The sequence below is a fragment of the Donghicola sp. genome (genome assembly GCF_025210255.1).
Lineage (GTDB): Bacteria > Pseudomonadota > Alphaproteobacteria > Rhodobacterales > Rhodobacteraceae > Donghicola > Donghicola eburneus.
This window is the reverse complement of record NZ_JAOARZ010000026.1, coordinates 174,209-195,414: the sequence shown is the minus strand read 5'-3', so window position 1 is coordinate 195,414 and position 21,206 is coordinate 174,209. Positions and strand designations below refer to the sequence as shown.

Here is a 21,206-nt window from a genome sequence, read left to right as displayed (position 1 = left end):
GAGGAGGAGTTGGCGTCCGCCGATCACATCAGGACCGACGGCAACCAGAGAGAAACAGCAGGCACAAAGGTCACGAGCACGAGCGCAACCAGCATGCACAAAAGGGGCAGCCACACCTTGCGAGAGACCTGTTCGATCCGACGGCCCGCAACGGTCGCGGCGACGTACAGACAGATGCCATAGGGCGGTGTGATCAGGCCGATGGACAGGTTCAGCGCGGTGATGACGCCGAACTGAACGGGGTCGATACCGTAGCTGCGCGCAATGGGCAGCAGGATCGGGAGCAGGATCAGGACGGCCGAAATGCTTTCCATGAACATGCCGACAATCAGCAACAGGACGTTCACGATCAGCAAGAAAACAAAGGGGCTGTCAGTCACGCCGGTCAACCAGTCGCGCAAGAGGGCAGGCAGACCTTGGGTCGCGATAAACCAGGTAAAGACCGAAGCTGTGGCAACGATGATCAGAACAGTAGCGGACAGGCTGATCGCCTTGAGGCAGATGCGCGGCAGGTCTTTGAAAGTGATCTCGCGGTAAATGCCCATGGTCACCAGCAGCGTGGTGAACAGTGCCACACAGGCCGCTTCGGTCGCGGTAAAGACACCACCGATGATCCCGCCAATGATCACGACCGGAACGATCATACCAGGCAGCGCCGCGACAAAGGCTTTGATCAGTTTATCGAAGCTGAAATCTTCGCGGTCGGTCTGGACAGCTTCGTCCTGACGGGCATGCAGCCAGCAACCGCCCATGAGGCCTGCGACGACTAGCAAACCAGGCACGATGCCGCCAAGGAACATGGCACCAATCGATTGGTTCGCGGTGATCGCGATCACGATCATGACGATCGACGGCGGGATGATCGACGCCAACGAGCCTGACGCTGCAATCACGGCCGAAGCCAGATCAATGTTGTACCGACGCTTGCGCATCTCGGGAGTCATAACCGCGCTGATGGCCGCGGTATCCGCCGAGCCAGAGCCGGAAATCGCCGCGAGACCTGTTCCCGTCACGATCGCCACCAGATAGAGCGAGCCGGTGATCCAGCCCACCAATGCACTGGCAAGGTTCACAAACCGGCGCGCGATGCCGCCAGCCTCCATCAGAAGACCCGAGGCGACGAAGAATGGAATGGCCATCAAGGTAAATGAACTGATCCCGCCATAGACCCGTTGCGCCACGATTGACAGGGGCACTGTGGTGGTCAGTTCAATCGCAACCAGAGCCGCGATCCCAAGGGCCAGAAAAATCGGAACACCCGACACAAGAAGAAGAAGGAAACCTCCGCCAGCGAAAATCATGCGGGCACCTCAGAATTGTCAGTTTCAGGGCGCAGAACCTTGGGCGCGAAGGTCACGGCAAATTCGATCAGAAAGTAGCCAAAGCCGACCGGCAGAGCCATATAAGGCCAGGCCATCGGAATACGCAGAGCGGGTGATTTGACGATCAAGCCAATCGCCACCATCGAGAACGACCCAACGACCACGACCGCCAAAAACCAGACCCCCAAGGCCAAACCAGCCGCATTACAAATCCGCTGAACAGGCAGCGGCGCCTTGCGGATCAGCACGTCAACGCCGACGTGCTGGTTGTACCGCATGGCAATCCCAGCTCCGAGCAAGGTCAGCCAGACTTGGGCAAATGTGGCGGTCTCTTCGCTCCACGCGATCGAATAGTTAAAGAAGTAGCGACCGATGATCTGGATCAGGATAGCTCCCGCCATGTACGCCAAGAGCAAGAGCGCAACGCTGTCCACGACACGGCGCAAGACCATCATAGCGCCAGCACCCAATCTGATCACATTTTGAAACGCGCCAGATTGCGCTTGGCCGGACCTATCCGTCGTGGGGGTTTCAGGGGATGGCATAGCGGACCTCTCGTTCACTCGGCACAATCCAATGGTGCAAAACCTTGGATCAACTGGTATTTTGTTGCCTTTTCTCGATGCTGCGCAGTGCGCGGTGCGCAGTAAAGGCCAGCGACTATTAATATCGCGAGCCAGAGTATTTAATGCCATCGAAAGTGTGATTTACTTGAATTTTGTGATCCAGAGTTATCAGTATTTAGGCATATTCAGATCAGAAAGGATGCTCAAAATGAAAATTGGATCATCAATTTTCCAGATTCATCTCAGGGTAGATCACATTTTGGGCTCGCTCTCTGCTTGGCCGCGCGCGCAGAATCGATCCTGCTCGCGCGCGGGGCAGGCTTTGACTTCGTTGTTGTCGATATGGAGCACGGCCCACTCGGACTGAGCGATCTGGGACAGGTGGCCAGCACGGGTATCGCAGCGGGACTGCCCGTCTACGGGCGTGTGACGGGTCCAAATTCTGGGGATATCGCACGGGTTCTCGATTGCGGGGCCAGCGGCGTGATCGTCCCACATGTGGACACGTCCGAGCAGGCGCAAAACATCGCGGCGCTCTGCCGCTTTGCCCCCAACGGGCGCCGCGCCCTACCCGGCCCTTTGCCCGCATTGGACTACGGGATCGTCCCCGCCGCAGAGCTTTGCGCGCGTGCAGAGACTGGTACGCAGGTCATCGCAATGATCGAAAGTGCGCAAGCACTGGAAAATGTCGATCAGATCGCCGCGACACCAGGCATCGACATGCTGATGATAGGCTCAAACGATCTGGCAGACGGGATTGGACGGCGCGGCGACCTAAACCACGAGGATGTCAGGCAGGCCTTTGGACGGATCGTCAAAGCGGCGCAAAAGAACAACTGTGATTTCGGTGTGATGGGCCTACCGCCCGAATTGGTTGCGCCTTATGCGCTCGACCTTGGCGCGGCGGCAATCGTGGTGACCAACGACACAAACCTGATTGTTGAAGGCGGCGCATCGGCTCTAGCCAAAGTCAGGCGATAGGCCGCTGGCTTTCAGCCCGCACCTCTTCGAGCCGCAAGGCGACTCGTTCGCGGAAGACCTCGATAAAGCGGCGGGTCTGGCGCGAGGGTACTTTGGTTTTCTGCATGGCGGCGCACAAATCGAAGCTCTGCTCTGATCCATAAGGCCGGATCACCAGACCGGGGCGCAATTCGGTATGGGCTGACAGCTCGTCGACCAAGGCCACGCCCCAGCCATCGCGCACAATTCGCACGGCGGCGTTCATAAAGCGCGTCTCAATCGAAGGGCGATACTCCAGCCCCTGCGCGCGAAAACTGTCAGCCAACATCAAGCCGATCCGCGTCGAAACTTGGGGTCCGATCAATGCGGCGCCTATAAGATCCTTGGCCGTAATCACGTCGAGTCTGGCCAGCGGATCGCTGTCTTGCAGCAAACACACTGGACGCAGATCCGCGATCTGCTCATAGTTCATCGCCTGCCGCTCATAGGGCGACATGGCAAAAGCCACATCCGCTACGCCATTCTCCACCACCTGCAACACGCTGTCCAAGGGGCGCGTTTCGAGAGACAATTGAATGCGGGGATAATCACGAGCGTAGTCGGCAATCACGCGGGGTAGAACGGACTCACTTAACTCCGCGGTTGCCGCGATACGGATGCGTCCAATTTTTCCACCCCGCAGATCGCCAGCCCTTTGGTTCACTGCATCGCGCAGGTGGAACAGGGGCTCGGCTTCTTCGAGTAGGATCAGAGCCTCTTCGGTCGGGGACAGCCGATTGCTGACCCGCTCGAAAAGGGGGAAACCCAGAACCGTTTCAATATGCCGGATTGTGTTAGAGATCGAGGGCTGAGACATCCCCAGCCGCTCGGCCGCGCCGACCGTGGTGCGATAGGTCACAACGGCGCGCAGGATTTCCAACTGGCGAAGGTTCAGGATATCGGGAATGGCTCTGATCCTTTTGTTTTCAGGACTTTGTCAGGCGGATACGCTTGAAATTTTTGACCTTGTCCGTGAACGGACCAAAGCCTTTGATAGCCTCGAATTCGGGGGTTTCATAGGCTTCGGGGCCAGTAATCGTGTAAATCGCCACGTGACGCGGCCCGCCCTCTAGGCATTTCTCACGGCGAGCATCCAGCCAACCGGGGCAGGCCAGAATGTCGGGCAGATGGGTGTTTTCGTACCAGTCGTCAAAGGCGGCTTCGTCCTCGGGGGCGACATCAACGAACACGATATGGGTTTGCAGGGCGGTCATGCCGAAAGCTCCAAACAGGGGCGCAGGGCGGCCATAAGGGCGTCAAGCTCTGCGTCAGAAATTCGAGGGGGGGGGGCGCGGCAGGCGGGGCTGTCGATACGGCCCATCGCAGCAAGGCAGGCCTTGAGCCGTGCGGCGGCCAGATTGCTGGGGCGGGCATAGACCAGACGCGCCAGATCATAGAGCGCGGTGTGGATTTTCAGGGCATCCGCGATGCGGTCAGCGCGGACATAAGTATCCAGCGCCGTGATCAGGTCGGGCACCAGCGCGGACAGGCTAACAGCAGAACCGTCGCTTCCCAGCATGTAGCAGCCGAACAGATGCTCGTCGCCCGACGCCATGACCGCCACATCAGGGCGCACCTCGCGGGCGGTGCGCAGGGTGGTCTCATAGGCTTTGACCTCCCAACTGCCCTCTTTGATACCTGCGACGGCATCTATTTCGAGCAGCTGTTTCAAGAGGTCCGTGTCGTAGTGCAGACCGCCAGAGGCGACAGAGCCTTGAAACAGGTAGATCGGTGCGTCGATGGCTTCGGCAATACCGCGATGATGCGCAACGACAGCACGCGGATCCACGCCCAAACCCCACGAAAATGGCGCAAAGACCATGATCGCATCGGCGCCAGCCTTCAGAGCGGCCTGTGCATCGGCCGCGGCGAATTCGGTATTTTCGGCGCTGACGGCGGCAAGGATACGGCGTTTACCGGCAACCTCGCGGGCAATCCGAACGACATCAGCCTGCTCAGAACGGGACATGTGGATGCCCTCGCCCGCGTGGCCATTCAGCAAGAGGCCCGCTTGCCCGGGATCGGACAGAACTTGAGCGAAGTGGTGCTCCAGCCCCGTAAAATCCAGACCACCCGTATCGTGCATCGGGCAGATTGTGGCCGCATAGAGCCCGCCGTTCAGCGCCGCACTCATCACATCACCTCAGCTTTGATCAGTGCCTGACGGACACCGTCGCGAACCACGTCGGACTGGGGCAGCAAGGGCAGACGGGGCGCCGCGTTCTTGATCACGCCCATCATCTGCAAGCCGTCTTTCATGCGGGTGTGCATGTCGACCACGGGCGCGGGGCCATAGATCGCGCGAACCACGGGATACAGACGATCATTCGCCGCGCGCATCGCCGCCAGATCCATGTTTTCCGACGCATCCCACAGGTCTTTGAGCAGGCCAGGGACAAGGCTGGCCAACCCCGACAGAATACCGTCGCCACCCAACGCCACTTGGCTAAAGAACCAGTGGAAGTTCGAGGGCAGGATCGCGGTGTTATCGTCCGCAGCTTTGATCGCGCGGCGGTTTTCGTCATATGCCAGCAGAGTGGCAGAGCCCTCTTTCACCGCGATAACCTCGGGGATTTTCGCGATTTCGGCCAGCACGTTGGTCGCCAGACCAAAGCCCGAAGCAATCGGGAACTGGAAGTGCGACAGGGGCATTTGCAGCTCTTTGGCCAGCAGTTCGTACATCTTGACCGCCGCCATGGTGTTGGCGTTGCCACCGCCCAAAGCTTCGGGCGGGAAGATCACGGCCACATCGGCGCCCGCTTCGCGCACCATTTCGGCCTGACGCAGGGCATCTGGAATACCGGTTGGGACGACGCCCACCAGCAGGGGCTGGTCCTTGGAAATCTGTTCGCGGGTGCGCTTGATGACTTCCATCTTTTCGGCGTCGGTCAGGGCGGTCGCTTCGCCCGCATGACCGTTAACAAAGACGCAATCGGTGGTCTCGGGCTTGGCGCAGTGGTCCAGAACGGCGCTATAGCCATCCCAGTCAATCGCGCCGGCTTCGTCAAAGGGCAGAACGGTCGCGACGGTGATGCCACGCAGGTCTTTGGCGGAAATGGTCATTGGGTCACTCGTTTTCTCGGGAATTTCAGGGTGGCATCGGCCTTAAGGACTTCGACGCCCTCTTCGTTGCGGGCGCTGGCCTGCCAATCGACGGTGCGGCTTTCCTCGTCCTTCGAGGAAATCCAGATGTCGAAGGTGATCGTGTCGCCGTAGCGCACCGCGCCGGTGAACCAGAAGCTGTCGCGGATTGACACGCCCACGGTGCCCACCAGCTCAGCGGTCAGGACCGAGGTGCAGATGCCAGCGACCAGAATACCGGGGGCAAGGCGTTCGCCGAAGCGGGTGGTGCTGGCATAGCCTTCGTCCACGTGGACGGGACCGAAATCGCCGGTCGCGGCGATATACATGGCGCCGTCCGCCTCGGTCACGGTTTTCGAGACGCTCACGCGGTCGCCAACGGTCAACTCGTCTATGTTGCGGATGTCATACATGGCTTAGCCCTTCAGCGGGACCATGCGGGCGGTGCCGGTGATGGTCTCTGTTCCTTCGACCGCGATGGTCAGGGTGCAGTCGATGGCCTGATCGGTGGCCTCGGTCACGGTCGCAGTCGCTGCCAGCGACGAGCCCACGGGGAAGGACGCGCCGAACGCCACGTTGAAATTGCCAATCCGCCAGTCCGCGCCGCACAGGCGGCCCAACGCGGTGGTCAGCAGACCCGCAGCCGCCAGCTCGAACACCGACATGTCTGGCAGGTCCACGGATTTGGCATAGGCGCGGTCCACATGGGACTTGGTCATGTTGCCGGTGATGCCGGTAAAGAACCCCTGCTCGGCCACGGTCATGGTCTTGCGAAAGGTGATGCTGTCGCCGGTGGCGGGAAGCGTGGTCATAGGAAATCCTTTCGATTACAGGGTCAGGCCGCGCTTGATCACCGAACGGGCGATCAGCATGCGGTGCACTTCGGAGGTGCCGTCGTAGATCCGGGTAACGCGGGCATCGCGGTAAATGCGCTCTAGCGGCAGTTCTTTGGTGAAGCCGTAGCCGCCGAACACCTGAATGCCTCGATCCGCCACGCGACCCAGCATTTCCGAGGCCTGAACTTTGACCATCGAGACCTTGTCCCGCGGGTCCATGCCGCTGTCTTCTTCCCACGCGGTGTTCAGCACCATCATGCGGGTGGCAAAGATTTCCATCGCGCTGTCGGCAATCATCTGCTGCACCATCTGGAAGTCACCGATGGGCTGGCCGAACTGTTTGCGGGTAGCTGCGTGTTCGCGCATCATTTCAAGCACGCGGGATGCCATGCCGACCGCACGGGCACCAATGTGGCCCAAACGAATGCCGCCCACGTTCGCCATCATCACCTTGAAGCCGTTGCCGACCTCTCCCAGCACGTTGCCCTTGGGGATACGCACGTTGTCAAAGTACAGCTCCGCGTGGCCATAGCCGCGGTGACCCATCATGGGCTGATTGCGGGTGACCTGAAAACCGGGGGTGCCCTTGTCGACGATCAGCAGGCTGATCCCGCCGCGCGCGCCCTTTTCGGCGTCAGTCACGGCCATGACGATCACGTAATCCGCAATGTCACCGTCCGAGATAAAGTGCTTGGTCCCGTTCAGAACCCACTCGTCCCCGTCCAAATGCGCGTTGGTTTTGATCGCCGCCGCGTCCGAGCCTGCGCCCGGCTCGGTGATTGCCATGGCGCAGATCTTCTCGCCTTTGACAGTGGGGTAGAGGTACTTCTGACGAAGCGCCTCGTCCTCGAACTGTTCGAGCATTGGGTAGACCTGCCCAAAAATCCGGCGGATCAGCGCGTCAGAGGTTTGTCCCAATTGCTCTTCGACCAGACACATATCCATCACGCCAAGGCCAGCACCGCCGACCTCTTCGGACATGTTCATGGCGTAAAAGCCCAGTTCCTGCGCCTCTGCGCGGACAGCGGCCAGTTTATCGGCGGGAATTTCCGCGTTTTCTTCGGTCTCGCACTCCAGCGGCTGAACCTTTTCGCGGACGAACTTGCCCACCGCTTCGGTGATCATCTTCATCTCGTCGGAAATCGTAAAATCCATAACTTACTCCAGTTTCGGGGCGCAGACTTAGCTGCGCATCTTGTTGGTTTGCACGACGACGCCAGCTTCGATCAGGCGATCGATCTCGGCAGCATCCACGCCAGCCTCGGCCAAAACCTCTCGGGTTTGCTCGCCCAAGGCGGGGGGCATTGTGCGGATGGGGGGGACCTCTCCGTCGTAGCGGACAGGGTGGGAAAGCATCTTGAAGGTCGAGCCTTGCGAGCCGGTGGTGTCGGTGAACGCCTGCAGGTGATCGACCTGCGGGTTATCGAGCAGACCATCATAGTCGCGGACAACCTCGTGCCAGACGCCTGCTTCGGTCAGCTTTTCCACGGCCTCGTCGGTGGTCAGCGTGGCCATGCCCGCCGCCACGAGGCGCGAGATTTCACCACGCTTGCTGAAGCCTTCGTCAGCGCTCAGCTCCGCCAGTTGCGGCAGGTTCAACGCACCCGACAGTTGCGGCGGCGTGGACATCGAGATCATCACGTGGCCGTCCTTGGCCGCGTAAATCCCGTAGGGCGCGGGGCTAAACCAGTTGGCCATACCGTCCTGACCACGCGGACCCGCCTTTTCGGCGCCGTTCATCCACGCGGTGATGGATTCACCCTGCAAGTCCATAGCGGCTTGCAACATGTTCACGTCCACGCGGCGCGCAACACCGGTGCGCTCGCGCTCGAACAGCGCCGCGATGATCCCCGCGACAGTCAGCGCCGCTGCGTGGTGGTCAATCGGGACAGAGCCAACCGCGACCGGCCCGCTCTCCATGCTGCCGGTGTGGGCGGCCAGACCGCACATCGCCTGCAGTAGAACGTCCTGACCGGGGCGTTTGGCGTAGGGGCCGTCGACGCCGTATCCGGTGGTGGTCGCGATGATAATGCGCGGGTTGACTGCGCGCATCTCGGCTTCGGACAGACCCAGTTTGTCCAGCGTGCCAGGGCGGAAATTCTCCATCACCACATCAGCAGTTTCGATCAGTTTCTTGACCGTCGCGATGCCTTGTGGGGACTTCAAATCCACCGCGATCGAGCGTTTGTTGCGCCCCGTGGTGATATGGTTGACCGAGGTATCATCCACGAACCGATTGGCCACGGCCCAGTTGCGCTGGAACGCGCCGGTCAAGGGTTCGACCGTGATGACATCCGCACCGATATCGCCCAGATGCTGCGCCGCAGCGGGGCCGGACAAGAAGTGGTTAAAGCTGAGTACCCGGATTCCGTCGAGTGCGCCCATGATGATCCCTTTGTGTTGTCTGAGACCAGGCTAGGGCAATCAAAAGCGGCTGTTAATATAGCCTGCGATAATCATTCATGCGCCTGATATTTGTTTTTCAAATACTCGAAGCCGAAGAAGGTTTCTCATTCACGTCAATGGCTTCACTGGATTTCCTTGGTATCGACCGCGCTGTTCAGGCGTCGGTCCGTGTCTCTGCCCATTCTGCGGCACAGGCCTTACGCCTGATCTTGCCAAACCCGTCGCGAGGCAGCGCATCCTGCACAGAAATGTCTTTGGGCACCTCTTGCGGGCTCAGCTTTCCAGCGCAAAATTTCCGCAATGCAGCATGGTCGATTTCTGCGCCCGCTTTGGGCGCGAGGCAGGCCACAATGCGCTGCCCCCATTCGCGATCTGTGGCGCCAAACACCACCGCATCCGCCACGTCGGGGAACTGCAGCAGCACCGCCTCGATGGTTTCAGGGTGCACCTTGACGCCGCCTGTGTTGATCACGTCATCGCGCCGACCGCCAAGGTAAAGATAGCCGTCCTGATCCAACCAACCGACATCACCGATGCTCTGATAGCCATCGGCGTCACGCTCGGGCTGGGGGGCGTTCGGACCAGCATAGCGGCTGCGCCCACCAAGGTCATCGGGACGCATAAAGATCTCGCCTGCCTCGCCCGCGGGCAGCAAAGCGCCATCGGGGCCATAGATGCGGATTTCGGTTTCAAAGCCGCGCCCGACAGAACCACGATGAGTTAGCCATTCGGCCCCTGTGATCGTGGTCTGGCCGGTGTTTTCACCCGACCCGTACATCTCGGTCACACGGTCGGGGCCAAGAACTTCGATCCACGCTTCTTTCAGCCACGCGGCGCAGGGCGCGCCGGTGTGGTACATGGCGTGCAGGCTGCTCAGGGACGCACCGCTGGCCGCCAAGCGGTCGTACATCCGCACCATCATGGTGGGGACAACCATTGCGAAACCAACCTGATATTCATCGATGACTTGCAGGGCGCGGACGGCATCGAACCGCTCCATCAGGACCAGCGTGTTGCCCTCGAAGAGCCCGTTCTGCGCCCACGTGAACGGCGCGTTGTGGGACATCGCCCCGCACACCAGTTGCACCTGATCACAGCGGAAGCCCAAGCGTGGGGCTACGCGGCCCCAGCTTGCACCGGGCACGCGGACGAACGGACGCTCGTCGCACATCATCTTGGGCAGACCGGTCGAGCCACCGGACAGCACGATCTTGCCGGGGGTCGAGAGGCGGTCCGCGACCTCGGTCTCTGGCAGGCTCTTTGCCAAAGCCTCGAAATCGCACTGGGTCATGTCGCCGACGCCCGTGCGCTGGGACACGACCAGCGCCGCGCCGCTGCGCTCTTTCATGGCGGCGGCGGTTTCGGGCTTGATGCCGGGGTCTAGCACCATCGTCGTTGCGCCGACGCGCCAGACCGCAACGGCCAGCGCGATGTGGGCGGGCACGTTGCCAAGGGCAAAGCCCACCACATCCCCCTGCCCCACGCCGCGCGCGATCAGCGCGCGGGCAAAACGGTCGGCCATCGCGTTCAGGTCACGCCATGAAAAGGTCTGCGCCTCCCCCACGCCCGGCAGAAACACCAAGGCAGTCTGGTCGCCGCGCTCGGCGGCCAACTGGCGCAGACGGGCGCCAAAGCTGATGGGGGATGCGGTCATGGCGTGCCTTTCTGTCGCTTAAACTTCTTCGAACAGGATGTCCTGCGCGCCTTCCCACAGAACCTTGGGGCCGATCTCTTTCAGCTTGTCGAGGTTCGAGGTCAGGGTGATGAAGTGGTTACCCGCCAGCTGCCCCATCTTGGAAGCAAAGTTCACGCCGCCATAGGCCAGCAGGATCTCGGTCTCCGAAATGCCGCCGGGATACAGCACGAACTGACCGGGCGCGGGATAGGTGGTGTGGTTCTCGTAGTCGACGCCGAAATCGGTATCGCCAAGGGGGATCCAAACGCCCTCGCCCGACCAGCGCACGTGGACGACTTTGCTTTTGTAGGGCAGCTGCGCTTTGAATGCGGCGACGGTCTTGGGCGCATCTTCTTCGAACGTGGCGTCGAATTCGATACCGGCGATGGTGACTTTGAGTTTGGTCATGAGGGGTGGTCTTTCTGGTTAATCAATCAGGCCGAACATGCGCGGCATGAACAGGGTGAGTTCGGGAATAAAGGTCACGGCGATCAGCATGATGAATAGGCCCGCCAGCGGCCAACCAAGGCGGCGGGACACCTGCATCACGGACCGTCCGGCGACGGACGAGGCCACGAACAGGGACACGCCATAGGGCGGGGTCACGGTGCCAATCGCGCAGTTCAGGATCACGAGCAGCGAGAAGTGCAGCGGGTCGACGCCCATCGTTACGGCGATCGGGGCCAATACGGGCACCATGATCAGGATCGCCGCGATGGTTTCGAGGAACATGCCCACGAACAGGAACAGCAGGTTAGCGATGATCAGGAACACGACTTGGCTGGACGAGACGCTCTTGATCCATTCGCCAAGGATTTGCGGGACGTTTGCGTTGGCGATCAGCCAAGAGAAGACGCTCGCTGTGCCGATGATCAGCATGACAGCGGCAGACAGGGACGCGGTTTTCAGGATCAGGCCGGGGAGTGCGCTGAGTTTCAGGTCACGGTAAACGAACGCACCCACCAGCAGACCATAGAAGCCAGAGACAGCAGCCGCTTCGGTCGGGGTGAACACGCCGCCAAGAATACCGCCAAGGATCAGGAAGGGCATACCAGCAGCGGGCAGCGCGGCCCATGCGGTGCGACCAAGGCGCGGCAGGGTAAAGGGCTCGCTGTCTCGATAAACGTCACCTCCACTGCGGGCTTTGAAGTAAGAGATGATCATCAACATCAGGATGCACATTGCGCCAGGCAGGATACCCGAGATGAACAGCGCACCAATAGACACGTTGGACACAACAGCAAGGATGACCATGGTCAGGCTTGGCGGGATGACCTGCGCGATAGAGCCTGCGCAGGCGATCAAAGCCGCGCCATAGTCGACGTCGTACCCTTTGCGGCGCAGTTGCGGCTGCATGATCGCCGAGATCGCAGCGGTATCCGCCGAGCCAGAGCCGGAGATCGCCGCCAGACCAGCCGCAGCAACGCAGCTGACTTGGTAAAGGCTACCAACGACCCAGCCGATCAGAGCCGAGGCGAACTGCACGATCCGACGCGAGATACCGCCTGCGTCCATGATCACGCCAGCAAACACAAAGAACGGGATCGCCATCAGGGTAAACGAGTTCAGTCCGGCAAAGACACGCTGGCTGACGATGGCGACGGGCACATCGGTCGTGGTGACCAGCGCCAGCACCGCCGAGGCCCCAAGAACGAAGACAACAGGGACGCCGAGAGCGAGAAGGAATAGGAAGGCGAGTGCGATAACCAGCATCAGATGGCCTCCTCGGGGTCTGGGTCAGCTTCGGGCGGGGGAAAGGGATTGTCCCAGCGCTGGATTACGGCGAGCAGCAGCTCGAGCGTCATGTATCCGGCGCCTATCGGCAGGCAGAGGTAGATGTACTTCATCGGGACGCGCAGGGCGGGCGACAGCTGGAACGCACCCATTTTGATCAGGGGCTGGGTGCCATAGGCCAAAACCCACAGGAAACTCGCGACGACCACGGCGATCAGAACCAGGGCGACGCGGGCATAGGGCAGTGGCAGCTTGGCCGGAAGCATGTCGATCGCCACGTGCTGGCCGCGGGCCAAGGCCACACCGGAGCCCAGAAGAACCAGCCAAATCTGACTGAAGGTCGCGATCTCGGACGCGGCTGCGATGGAGTAATTGAAAACGTATCGCCCACCGATTTGCACCAGAACCGCCACCATCATCACGGTGAACAAGATAACCACCGCAGCAGAGGCGATTGCGCGCAAAAACAGACACAGGCGTTCGAGAAGGGCGAACATGGGCGAAACTTTCCGGTCGCAAAGCCCCGGCCGCACGGGAAGCGGCACGGCCGGGTGAGTTGGGTCTAGTAAGGAAGGGTTACTCGACCGATTTCAGAAGTTCGAAGATTTTCTTCTGGCCCTCGGTTTCCAGATACTTCTGCTGAACGGGGGCTGCCGCTTCGCGGAATGCGGTGGTGTCGGGGCGGGTCATTTTCACGCCGACCTCTTCCAGATCCGCAAAGCGTGCGTTGTCGCTGGCCAGATAGGTGGCACGCTCGAACTTGCCGGCCTCGAGGCCCGCTTCATCCAGAGCCGCCTGAACATCTTCGGGCAGAGCGTCATAGGCCGCTTTGCCCATGATCACGGGTGCGACCAGTTCCAGCCAACCAACAACGGCCCAGTCGGGCGCAACTTCGTAGAACTTCTGCGAGTAGAAGTTGGTGTTTGCCGCTTCTGCGCCATCAACAACGCCGGTTTCCAGTGCGCCATAGAGTTCGGTGTAGGCGATCGGGGTCGCATTTGCACCGAATGCGTTAAAGGTGTCCACGTGCGCAGGGTTCTGCATGGTGCGGATCTTCAGGCCTTCCATGTCGGCCAGCGTTTCAATCGGTTTCTTGGTCATGATGTGACGAGTGCCTGCCGAGAAGACAGCCAGCAGGTGGAAGCCCTGCTTTTCCAGCTCTGTCTGAATGGCGTCACGGACGGCGGGATCGCTCAATGCGCGGTCCATCTGTTCTGCGTTTTCAAAGATGAAGGGCAGCGAGAAGACCGACAGATCGCGGACAAAGTTCGACAGGGTCGAGTTTGCAGTCACCGCGATGTCCACGGTGCCCATCTGGGTGCCCTGAATGCTCTCCATCTCGTCGCCGAGGGTCGCGTTATCGAACACTTGAATGGTGGCCGCACCGTCTGTTTTTGCTTCCAAAACTTCGGCCATCTTGCGCAGACCGACGCCATAGGGCTCTTCGGCGTTCGCGTTGTGGCTGGCTTTCAGGGTGATGTCCTGAGCAAAGGCAGGTGCGGCGACAGCGGTGATCGCCATGGCGGCGCAAAGTGCAATGTTGGTCAGTTTCATCATGCGTTTCCTTGTTAAACTCACTGTTGGGGAGGGGGTCTTTATTATTGTGGCGCTTGGCGCCGTTCGCTCAGGCGATGAACCCGAGTGTTCGTAGAATTCCTTCAAGCTCCGCGCGCTTAGCCTCAGGCAAGGGCAGACGTGGCGGGCGGGGATCGCCCATCGAGCGTCCGATCATTTTCATCGCGGCCTTGGTGGCCGACACATACAGGTCACCGGCCAGCGCGTTGATCAGCGGCAGGCTCTGGACATAGAGGTCACGCCCCTGCCCCGAGCCATCGACGGTCTTGTCGAACATTTCAGCCGACAGTTTCGGCGCAATGTTGGACATGACAGAGCTGTAGCCCTCGGCGCCCGCCAGATAGCTTTCCCACGGGTAGTAGCCCGCGAAAACAGTCATCCGGCCTTGGCACGCCTCGAGCAATTCGGTGACGCGGTGCACGTTTTTCGACGTGTCCTTGATGTAAGAGATATTGTCCACTTCGGACAGACGCCCGACCAAGTCTGCCGACAGGTCCACATTCGCGGTGAAAGGGTTGTTGTACAGCATCACAGGGATCGAAATCGCCTCGGCCACGCGGGTGAAGTGGGCCACCAGTTCCGCGTCGGTGGGCGACGAGTAATATGGCGGCACCAGCATCACCCCGTCCGCGCCAAGGGTCTCCGCCTCTTTGCTCAGATCGACAGCTTCGTCGGTCCATTCGGCGGCGGTGCCGATCAGGACAGGCACGCGGCCATCGGCCTGACGAATAACGGTTTCGGCGACGGCGGTGCGCTCATCGCGGGTCAGAGACAGGAATTCGCCCGTGCTGCCAAGGGGGATCAGGCCGTGCACGCCCTCTTCGATCTGCCAGTCGACATAGGACTTCAGCGCCTGCAAATCGACCGCACCCTCAGCGGTGAAGGGGGTCACGCACACTGTATAACTGCCCTTGAACGTCATGTCTGTCTTTCTTTCTGCGGCCCGAACGTGGCCTATTCGCAAATCTGTTGCACTCAGCCTTCTTCTGATCAGATAATAAGTCAACGCCCGTTATTCGTATCTAATGCGGCGCATGCACAACCAACAGGAGACCCCGCATGCCTTTCATCGAAATCATCGACAACGACTGTTCCCAAGAAATACGGGAGGTTGCGACGGAATCCATGACCAAAGGGCTCTGTGATGCCTATGGGATCAGCGCCGATATCGTGACTTGCTATTATTTTTCGGCTCCTGAAAATTCCTACGGACATGCTGGAAAATTTGGCAGTTGCGCTGAAACTTACCGCATTTTCATAAAGGTTCACGCCTTTCCGAGACCCCAGAAGGCGAAAGAAGAGGCCGCGCGCGCAATCACAGCGGCAGCAGTTTCGGCTTACAAAGCTGATCCAAAGCATGTGATCGTCTATTTTTTCGACAGAGAGCCCTCTGATGCCTTTCACGCAGGCATTGCCTCTGCTTGACCGAAGCGAGTCGCAGAGTTAGCTCTTGATCAGATCGTATCAGTTTTCGGAATTTGGAGATCACATTGGATCAGTTCTACAACGAAGAGCAGCGCATGGTGCGGGACACCGCGCGCAAGCTTTCGGAAAACGTGGTCGCCCCTGCGGCCGCCACCATTGACCGCGAGGATGAATTCCCCCGCGAAATCTACAACGCGCTGGCTGAACAGGGTCTGTTCGGCGTTGCACTCAGCGAAGACGCGGGCGGCGTGGGCCTTGATGCCATGGCCGCCTGCATCGTGATGGAAGAGATCGCGCGCGGCTCTGGCGCGGTGGGCAACGCATTCGCCATTCCGGTTGAGGCCGCGATTTTCCTGGACCACCACGGGTCGGAGACCACCAAGGGCTGGATCCCCGGCATCCTTGACGGCTCCGTCATTCCAGCCACCGCGGTCACTGAACCCGACACCGGATCGGACGTCGCGGCTATGAAAACAACAGCGATCCGTAACGGCGACGAGTATGTGATCAAGGGCACCAAAGCGTGGGTGACCTTTGGCCAGATCGCCGACGTGATCATGGTGTTCGCGAAAACAGACCCCGAGGCGGGCCACAAAGGCATCTCTTGTATCCTTGTCGAAACCGACCGCGCGGGCGTGATCAAAGGCAAGTCCGAAGACCTGCTGGGAATGCACGGTCTGGCCGAGTGCATGGTCACCCTTGACGAGGTCCGCGTGCCTGTCACCAACCTGATCGGCCCCGAAGGCGGCGCGTTCAAGATGGCAATGGGGAACTTCAACTTTGCCCGTTTGATGATGTCCTCCATGGCGTTGGGCATGGCGCAAGCCGCGATGGAAGACGCCATCAGCTACGCGAACGACCGCAAACAGTTCGGAAAGCCCATCTTTGAACATCAAGCGATCCAGTTCATGATCGCCGATATGGCCAAGGATATCTCGGCAGCGCGCCTGCTGATCCATAACGCGGCCAAGCTCTATGACGCAGGCCACTCCATCGCGATGGAGGCCGCTCAGGCCAAGCTGTTCACCACCGATATGGCGCAGGTTCACATCTCGAACGCGCTGCAAATCCATGGCGGCAACGGCTATTCCCGCGAGTTCCGGATCGAGCGCCTGTTCCGCGATGTGCGACTCAGCCAGATCTACGAAGGCACGAACCAGATCCAGCGCATGATCATCGCGCGTCAGGTCCAGAAGGCTTACACATGAACCTGTTTTACGAAGATGTGGTGGTCGGCACGACTTACACGACCGAAACGCACAAAATTTCAGCGCATGATATTGCTGATTTTTGTCGCCTCACGCGGGATCACCACCCCCTGCACACGGACGAGGACTACGCCAAGAAGGCTGGTTTCCCCGGAATCATCGCGCACGGCCTGTACGGGTTGTCGCTGATGGAGGGCCTAAAGACCGAGCTGAAGCTCTACGAGGACACCTCGATTGCGTCGCTTGGCTGGAACGATGTGCGGTTTAAAACGCCGATTCTGGCGGGGGACGAAGTCTATGTGGAAATGGACTTCACCGGCAAACGCGAGAGCAGCTCGCGCCCCGCAGGCGTCATTACCGAGGCCGTGCGCCTATGCCGCAAGGACGGGACCATCCTGATCGACGCCGAACATATCTCCTTGATCCGCAAGGCGGGTTGATCAACATTCTGCGCATGGAAGAAGAAGCAACTTTGCCAGCCGATAGTGCCGTAAATTCAGTGGATCAGGTGACCAACCTGATCCGTGAGGACATTCTTGCCGGTCGGGTCACCCCCGGCGAGCGCCTGAAAACCAGCGAACTGGCCAAACGGCTGGGGTTCTCGACGATGCCCCTGCGCGAGGCTCTGCGCAAGCTTGAGGGCGAAGGGCTGGTCAGCATAGAGCCCAACCGCGGCGCAACGGTGCGGCAGTTGGATCGCAGCTACGTCACCGATCTGTTCGAATTGAACACTGAATTGCGGATTTTTGCTGTGCGCAGCGGAATGCGAAAGCTAACGCTGGAACGCATACGCACACTAGAGTCGCTGGCTGCGGATTACCGTGCCCAGTTGGAAACCGGCAACGACACCGAGGCGATTGAGAGCAATCGCCGATTCAACGCGAAACTCATGGAGTTCGGCGGCAACAAAGAAGCACTGCGCGTCTTCTTGCGCGGGTGGGACACGATCTTCGCATTCCGCCGCAATTACGGCTACGGCTCGGGCCGCCGCAGTGTAATGGCCGAAGAGATGACGCTACTCATTGATGCCATGCGCCGCCAAGATATGTCCGCAGCCGAAGCGATCTTGCGCATGCAGAACGCCGCCGTCATGGACGACCTGATCTCGCGGATCGAGACCTGACCTTAGATCGGGGCCCTGCCAAGGCGCCCCGTCTGACGTTTGCCGGACCACACCAAGGACGTGGATTCGCCTACTCTGCCCCTATTTCCCGCTCAGAAGCCCCCGCAAAGAGTGACCCAAGGTCAGGCATAATGCCTCAGGCCGCTGAAAAACGTCGCTTTTGCTCGACACAGAGGCGTTCGGGCCGTAATCCCGTCGCCAACCTCTTGCCACGTAAATACGTTTGGTATACATCCGCATACAATTAAGCTTGCCGCCGCTCGCCAACATATATTTTGCCGTTCGGCACCCAAGCTTGCCCCACCACTGAACCGCAGGGATCGCCATGAGCTTGTACACTGCCTATCTTGAAGAAATCGAAACCCGCAAAGGCGAGGGCCTGCACCCCAAGCCGATCGACGACGGCGCGCTGGTTGCTGAACTGATCGCGCAGATCGAGGACACAGCGAACGAGCACCGTGAAGACTCGCTGAACTTCTTCATCTACAACACCCTGCCCGGCACCACGAGCGCCGCAGGTGTGAAGGCAGCGTTCCTGAAAAAGATCATCCTTGGCGAAGCAACCGTCGCAGAAATCACACCCGATTTCGCGTTCGAACTGCTGTCGCACATGAAGGGCGGCCCATCGATCGAAGTTCTGCTGGATCTGGCGCTGGGTGACGACGCAGAGATCGCAGGCCAAGCTGCTGACGTGCTGAAAACTCAGGTCTTCCTCTATGAGGCAGACATGGAGCGCCTGGCCGCTGCCTATAAAGACGGCAACGCGATCGCCAAAGACATTTTGGACAGCTACGCGAAGGCCGAGTTCTTCACCAAGCTTCCCGAAGTGGACGAAGAAGTCAAAGTCGTGACCTACATCGCTGCCGAAGGCGATATCTCGACCGACCTTCTGTCGCCCGGCAACCAGGCGCACTCTCGTTCGGACCGCGAACTGCACGGCAAGTGCATGATCAGCCCCGAAGCGCAAAAAGAAATTCAGGACCTGCAAGAACAGCACCCTGACGCACGCGTCATGTTGATCGCTGAAAAAGGCACCATGGGCGTTGGTTCGTCGCGTATGTCCGGCGTCAATAACGTCGCGCTGTGGACCGGTAAGAAAGCCAGCCCCTATGTGCCTTTCGTGAACTTTGCCCCCGTTGTGGCGGGCACCAACGGCATTTCGCCGATCTTCCTGACCACTGTTGGCGTCACCGGCGGCATCGGCTTGGACCTGAAGAACTGGGTCAAGAAGCTGGACGAAAACGGCAAGCCCGTTCTGGACGCCGAAGGCAACCCTGTTCTCGAACAGAAATACTCGGTCGAGACCGGCAAGGTGCTGACCATCAACACCAAAGAGAAGAAACTCTACGACGAAACCGGTGCAGAGCTGGTCGACGTCTCCTCTGCCTTCACCCCGCAGAAGGTCGAGTTCATGAAGGCTGGCAGCTCCTATGCTGTGGTCTTTGGCAAGAAGCTGCAGACATTTGCCGCTGAAACTCTGGGTGTCGAAGCCCCCGCCGTCTACGCACCTTCGAAAGAAGTGACCGTTGCCGATCAGGGCCTGACCGCCGTCGAAAAGATCTTCAACGCAAACGCTGTTGGCGTCGAAAAGGGCAAAGTCCTGCACGCTGGCTCGGACGTGCGCGTCAAAGTGAACATCGTTGGCTCGCAGGACACCACCGGCCTGATGACCAGCCAAGAACTGGAAGCCATGGCGGCGACCACCATTTCGCCCACCGTTGACGCGGCCTACCAGTCAGGCTGTCACACCGCTTCGGTTTGGGACAAGAAGGCTCAGGCCAACATCCCTCGCCTGATGAAGTTCATGAATGACTTCGGTCTGATCACCGCGCGCGACCCCAAGGGCGAATACCACGCGATGACCGACGTGATCCACAAAGTGCTGAACGACATCACCGTCAGCGACTGGGACATCATCATCGGCGGCGACAGCCACACCCGTATGTCCAAGGGCGTTGCCTTTGGCGCGGACTCGGGCACCGTTGCTCTGGCACTGGCCACCGGCGAAGCCACCATGCCCATCCCCGAGTCGGTCAAAGTGACCTTCAAGGGCCAGATGGCGGACCACATGGACTTCCGCGACGTGGTACACGCAACTCAGGCGCAGATGCTCAAGCAGTGCGGCGACAACGTGTTCCAGGGCCGCATCATCGAAGTACACATCGGCACCCTGCTGGCAGACCAAGCGTTTACCTTCACCGACTGGACCGCAGAGATGAAGGCGAAAGCCTCGATCTGTATCTCCAACGATGAAACCCTGATTGGCTCGCTGGAACTGGCCAAAGGCCGCATCCAGACCATGATCGACAAGGGCATGGATAACGAAGCCAAGACTCTGCAAGGTCTGATCGACAAAGCCGACAAGCGTATCGCGGAAATCCGATCGGGCGAGAAGCCCGCGCTGACCCCCGACGCAAACGCCAAGTACTTTGCCGAAGTCGTCGTTGATCTGGACCTGATCGACGAGCCCATGATCGCCGACCCCGACGTAAACAACGCCGATCCGTCGCGCCGTTACACCCACGACACCATTCGCCCCGTTTCCTACTACGGCGGCGACAAGAAGGTGGATCTGGGCTTTGTCGGCTCGTGCATGGTGCACAAGGGTGACATCAAGATCGTCGCGCAGATGCTCAAGAACCTCGAAGAAGCCAACGGCAAGGTCGAGTTCAAGGCACCGCTGGTTGTGGCCGCACCGACCTACAACATCATCGACGAACTGAAAGAAGAAGGCGACTGGGACATCCTGCAGAAATACTCGGGCTTTGAGTTCGACGATCTGTTCCCCAAAGCCAACGCCCGCACCGAGTACGAAAACATTCTGTACCTCGAGCGTCCCGGCTGTAACCTCTGCATGGGTAACCAGGAAAAGGCCGCCAAAGGCGACACCGTTCTGGCGACCTCGACCCGTCTATTCCAAGGCCGCGTCGTTGAAGACAGCGCCGAGAAGAAGGGTGAATCGCTGCTGGCTTCGACCCCCGTGGTTGTTCTGTCGGCGATCCTTGGCCGCACGCCCAACTCGGACGAGTATAAGGCAGCGGTAAAAGGCATCAACCTGACCAAGTTTGCACCGCCGCAGGAAGTTCCCGGAACCTCGCGTTCGGTCCACTTCTAAGACCGTAGCTTGATTGCTAAAATTCAGTGGGCCGCTCGTTATCAGAGCGGCCCATTTCTTTTGCATAGGAGCACCGCTGCTGGCTTGCGCATTACGCGCGGCTGAGGTTGCCTAACCAAAGCCTGAGAGGAGCGCGCCCTG

The 21,206-nt window shown here is 59.8% G+C and carries 22 protein-coding genes; 6 read left to right on the top strand and 16 right to left on the bottom strand.

Annotated elements, in window-relative coordinates:
• Nucleotides 1–23: 23 nt before the first annotated feature.
• Nucleotides 24–1,301, bottom strand: a complete 1,278-nt coding sequence (locus N4A58_RS13105) for a TRAP transporter large permease (RefSeq protein WP_293710286.1) — start codon at nucleotides 1,299–1,301, stop codon at nucleotides 24–26.
• Entirely contained in the window at nucleotides 1,298–1,867 is a 570-nt protein-coding gene (locus N4A58_RS13100) for a TRAP transporter small permease (RefSeq protein ID WP_293710284.1), read from the bottom strand. Before N4A58_RS13100 ends, N4A58_RS13105 begins: the two co-directional genes overlap by 4 nt.
• Nucleotides 1,868–2,164: 297 nt before the next feature.
• Here N4A58_RS13100 and N4A58_RS13095 point away from each other — a divergent pair, with 297 nt between their 5' ends.
• Nucleotides 2,165–2,869 carry an aldolase/citrate lyase family protein gene (locus tag N4A58_RS13095; protein ID WP_293710282.1) on the top strand — a complete coding sequence of 235 codons (705 nt, stop codon included), beginning with the start codon at nucleotides 2,165–2,167 and terminating at the stop codon, nucleotides 2,867–2,869.
• Here N4A58_RS13095 and N4A58_RS13090 read toward each other — a convergent pair.
• From N4A58_RS13090 to dapA, 14 genes are all read right to left on the bottom strand, one after another.
• Nucleotides 2,859–3,767, bottom strand: a complete 909-nt coding sequence (locus N4A58_RS13090) for a LysR substrate-binding domain-containing protein (protein WP_293710280.1) — start codon at nucleotides 3,765–3,767, stop codon at nucleotides 2,859–2,861. The two genes, N4A58_RS13095 and N4A58_RS13090, sit on opposite strands and share 11 nt — an antisense overlap.
• A gap of 46 nt (nucleotides 3,768–3,813) precedes the next feature.
• Complete coding sequence (locus N4A58_RS13085) at nucleotides 3,814–4,101, bottom strand: DUF4286 family protein (RefSeq protein ID WP_177158348.1); 288 nt, start codon at nucleotides 4,099–4,101, stop codon at nucleotides 3,814–3,816.
• Nucleotides 4,098–5,021 carry a dihydrodipicolinate synthase family protein gene (locus tag N4A58_RS13080; RefSeq protein ID WP_293710277.1) on the bottom strand — a complete coding sequence of 308 codons (924 nt, stop codon included), beginning with the start codon at nucleotides 5,019–5,021 and terminating at the stop codon, nucleotides 4,098–4,100. The genes N4A58_RS13085 and N4A58_RS13080 overlap by 4 nt, the downstream gene beginning before the upstream one ends.
• A complete protein-coding gene (locus N4A58_RS13075; RefSeq protein ID WP_293710275.1) occupies nucleotides 5,021–5,950 on the bottom strand; it encodes a dihydrodipicolinate synthase family protein in 930 nt (309 codons plus the stop codon). The genes N4A58_RS13080 and N4A58_RS13075 overlap by 1 nt, the downstream gene beginning before the upstream one ends.
• Complete coding sequence (locus tag N4A58_RS13070; RefSeq protein ID WP_293710273.1) at nucleotides 5,947–6,381, bottom strand: MaoC/PaaZ C-terminal domain-containing protein; 435 nt, start codon at nucleotides 6,379–6,381, stop codon at nucleotides 5,947–5,949. The genes N4A58_RS13075 and N4A58_RS13070 overlap by 4 nt, the downstream gene beginning before the upstream one ends.
• A 3-nt stretch (nucleotides 6,382–6,384) precedes the next feature.
• Nucleotides 6,385–6,780, bottom strand: a complete 396-nt coding sequence (locus N4A58_RS13065; protein ID WP_293710271.1) for a hypothetical protein — start codon at nucleotides 6,778–6,780, stop codon at nucleotides 6,385–6,387.
• A gap of 15 nt (nucleotides 6,781–6,795) precedes the next feature.
• Entirely contained in the window at nucleotides 6,796–7,959 is a 1,164-nt protein-coding gene (locus N4A58_RS13060; RefSeq protein WP_293710269.1) for an acyl-CoA dehydrogenase family protein, read from the bottom strand.
• A gap of 27 nt (nucleotides 7,960–7,986) precedes the next feature.
• Nucleotides 7,987–9,189: a CoA transferase gene (locus tag N4A58_RS13055; RefSeq protein ID WP_293710267.1), complete on the bottom strand. Its 1,203-nt coding sequence runs from the start codon at nucleotides 9,187–9,189 to the stop codon at nucleotides 7,987–7,989.
• Between the two features lie 175 nt (nucleotides 9,190–9,364).
• The gene (locus N4A58_RS13050; RefSeq protein ID WP_293710265.1) at nucleotides 9,365–10,864 is read right to left on the bottom strand and encodes a class I adenylate-forming enzyme family protein; all 1,500 of its coding nucleotides are present in this window, start codon (nucleotides 10,862–10,864) and stop codon (nucleotides 9,365–9,367) included.
• A gap of 18 nt (nucleotides 10,865–10,882) precedes the next feature.
• Complete coding sequence (locus N4A58_RS13045; protein ID WP_293710263.1) at nucleotides 10,883–11,293, bottom strand: DUF3830 family protein; 411 nt, start codon at nucleotides 11,291–11,293, stop codon at nucleotides 10,883–10,885.
• An 18-nt stretch (nucleotides 11,294–11,311) separates the two neighbouring features.
• Nucleotides 11,312–12,598 (bottom strand): TRAP transporter large permease, encoded by a 1,287-nt coding sequence (locus N4A58_RS13040; protein WP_293710261.1) that lies wholly within the window; start codon nucleotides 12,596–12,598, stop codon nucleotides 11,312–11,314.
• The gene (locus N4A58_RS13035; RefSeq protein WP_293710259.1) at nucleotides 12,598–13,116 is read right to left on the bottom strand and encodes a TRAP transporter small permease; all 519 of its coding nucleotides are present in this window, start codon (nucleotides 13,114–13,116) and stop codon (nucleotides 12,598–12,600) included. The genes N4A58_RS13040 and N4A58_RS13035 overlap by 1 nt, the downstream gene beginning before the upstream one ends.
• Before the next feature lie 79 nt (nucleotides 13,117–13,195).
• Nucleotides 13,196–14,173 (bottom strand): TRAP transporter substrate-binding protein, encoded by a 978-nt coding sequence (locus tag N4A58_RS13030; protein ID WP_293710257.1) that lies wholly within the window; start codon nucleotides 14,171–14,173, stop codon nucleotides 13,196–13,198.
• A gap of 70 nt (nucleotides 14,174–14,243) precedes the next feature.
• Nucleotides 14,244–15,116 (bottom strand): 4-hydroxy-tetrahydrodipicolinate synthase, encoded by an 873-nt coding sequence (gene dapA, locus N4A58_RS13025; RefSeq protein ID WP_293710256.1) that lies wholly within the window; start codon nucleotides 15,114–15,116, stop codon nucleotides 14,244–14,246.
• Between the two features lie 137 nt (nucleotides 15,117–15,253).
• On the opposite strand from dapA, the gene N4A58_RS13020 reads away from it, so the two are divergent.
• The 5 genes from N4A58_RS13020 to N4A58_RS13000 all read left to right on the top strand — a co-directional run bounded on the left by N4A58_RS13020 (nucleotide 15,254) and on the right by N4A58_RS13000 (nucleotide 21,065).
• Entirely contained in the window at nucleotides 15,254–15,619 is a 366-nt protein-coding gene (locus N4A58_RS13020) for a hypothetical protein (protein ID WP_293710255.1), read from the top strand.
• Nucleotides 15,620–15,684: 65 nt separating this feature from the next.
• On the top strand, nucleotides 15,685–16,827 hold the full coding sequence (locus N4A58_RS13015; protein ID WP_293710253.1) for an acyl-CoA dehydrogenase family protein: 1,143 nt from the start codon (nucleotides 15,685–15,687) through the stop codon (nucleotides 16,825–16,827).
• Nucleotides 16,824–17,267, top strand: a complete 444-nt coding sequence (locus tag N4A58_RS13010) for a MaoC family dehydratase (RefSeq protein WP_293710251.1) — start codon at nucleotides 16,824–16,826, stop codon at nucleotides 17,265–17,267. The genes N4A58_RS13015 and N4A58_RS13010 overlap by 4 nt, the downstream gene beginning before the upstream one ends.
• The gene (locus N4A58_RS13005; protein WP_293710249.1) at nucleotides 17,264–17,950 is read left to right on the top strand and encodes a GntR family transcriptional regulator; all 687 of its coding nucleotides are present in this window, start codon (nucleotides 17,264–17,266) and stop codon (nucleotides 17,948–17,950) included. The genes N4A58_RS13010 and N4A58_RS13005 overlap by 4 nt, the downstream gene beginning before the upstream one ends.
• Nucleotides 17,951–18,275: 325 nt before the next feature.
• Nucleotides 18,276–21,065 (top strand): bifunctional aconitate hydratase 2/2-methylisocitrate dehydratase, encoded by a 2,790-nt coding sequence (locus N4A58_RS13000; RefSeq protein WP_293710247.1) that lies wholly within the window; start codon nucleotides 18,276–18,278, stop codon nucleotides 21,063–21,065.
• Nucleotides 21,066–21,206 lie beyond the last annotated feature (141 nt).

Excerpts from the sequence above, each read along its gene's own strand:
- N4A58_RS13105 (WP_293710286.1), bottom strand. The coding sequence starts at position 1,301 with ATGATTTTCGCTGGCGGAGGTTTCCTTCTTCTTCTTGTGTCGGGTGTT.
- N4A58_RS13100 (WP_293710284.1), bottom strand. The coding sequence starts at position 1,867 with ATGCCATCCCCTGAAACCCCCACGACGGATAGGTCCGGCCAAGCGCAA.
- N4A58_RS13085 (WP_177158348.1), bottom strand. The coding sequence starts at position 4,101 with ATGACCGCCCTGCAAACCCATATCGTGTTCGTTGATGTCGCCCCCGAG.
- N4A58_RS13080 (WP_293710277.1), bottom strand. The coding sequence starts at position 5,021 with ATGAGTGCGGCGCTGAACGGCGGGCTCTATGCGGCCACAATCTGCCCG.
- N4A58_RS13075 (WP_293710275.1), bottom strand. The coding sequence starts at position 5,950 with ATGACCATTTCCGCCAAAGACCTGCGTGGCATCACCGTCGCGACCGTT.
- N4A58_RS13070 (WP_293710273.1), bottom strand. The coding sequence starts at position 6,381 with ATGTATGACATCCGCAACATAGACGAGTTGACCGTTGGCGACCGCGTG.
- N4A58_RS13065 (WP_293710271.1), bottom strand. The coding sequence starts at position 6,780 with ATGACCACGCTTCCCGCCACCGGCGACAGCATCACCTTTCGCAAGACC.
- N4A58_RS13060 (WP_293710269.1), bottom strand. The coding sequence starts at position 7,959 with ATGGATTTTACGATTTCCGACGAGATGAAGATGATCACCGAAGCGGTG.
- N4A58_RS13055 (WP_293710267.1), bottom strand. The coding sequence starts at position 9,189 with ATGGGCGCACTCGACGGAATCCGGGTACTCAGCTTTAACCACTTCTTG.
- N4A58_RS13050 (WP_293710265.1), bottom strand. The coding sequence starts at position 10,864 with ATGACCGCATCCCCCATCAGCTTTGGCGCCCGTCTGCGCCAGTTGGCC.
- N4A58_RS13045 (WP_293710263.1), bottom strand. The coding sequence starts at position 11,293 with ATGACCAAACTCAAAGTCACCATCGCCGGTATCGAATTCGACGCCACG.
- N4A58_RS13040 (WP_293710261.1), bottom strand. The coding sequence starts at position 12,598 with ATGCTGGTTATCGCACTCGCCTTCCTATTCCTTCTCGCTCTCGGCGTC.
- N4A58_RS13035 (WP_293710259.1), bottom strand. The coding sequence starts at position 13,116 with ATGTTCGCCCTTCTCGAACGCCTGTGTCTGTTTTTGCGCGCAATCGCC.
- N4A58_RS13030 (WP_293710257.1), bottom strand. The coding sequence starts at position 14,173 with ATGAAACTGACCAACATTGCACTTTGCGCCGCCATGGCGATCACCGCT.
- dapA (WP_293710256.1), bottom strand. The coding sequence starts at position 15,116 with ATGACGTTCAAGGGCAGTTATACAGTGTGCGTGACCCCCTTCACCGCT.
- N4A58_RS13020 (WP_293710255.1), top strand. The coding sequence starts at position 15,254 with ATGCCTTTCATCGAAATCATCGACAACGACTGTTCCCAAGAAATACGG.
- N4A58_RS13010 (WP_293710251.1), top strand. The coding sequence starts at position 16,824 with ATGAACCTGTTTTACGAAGATGTGGTGGTCGGCACGACTTACACGACC.
- N4A58_RS13000 (WP_293710247.1), top strand. The coding sequence starts at position 18,276 with ATGAGCTTGTACACTGCCTATCTTGAAGAAATCGAAACCCGCAAAGGC.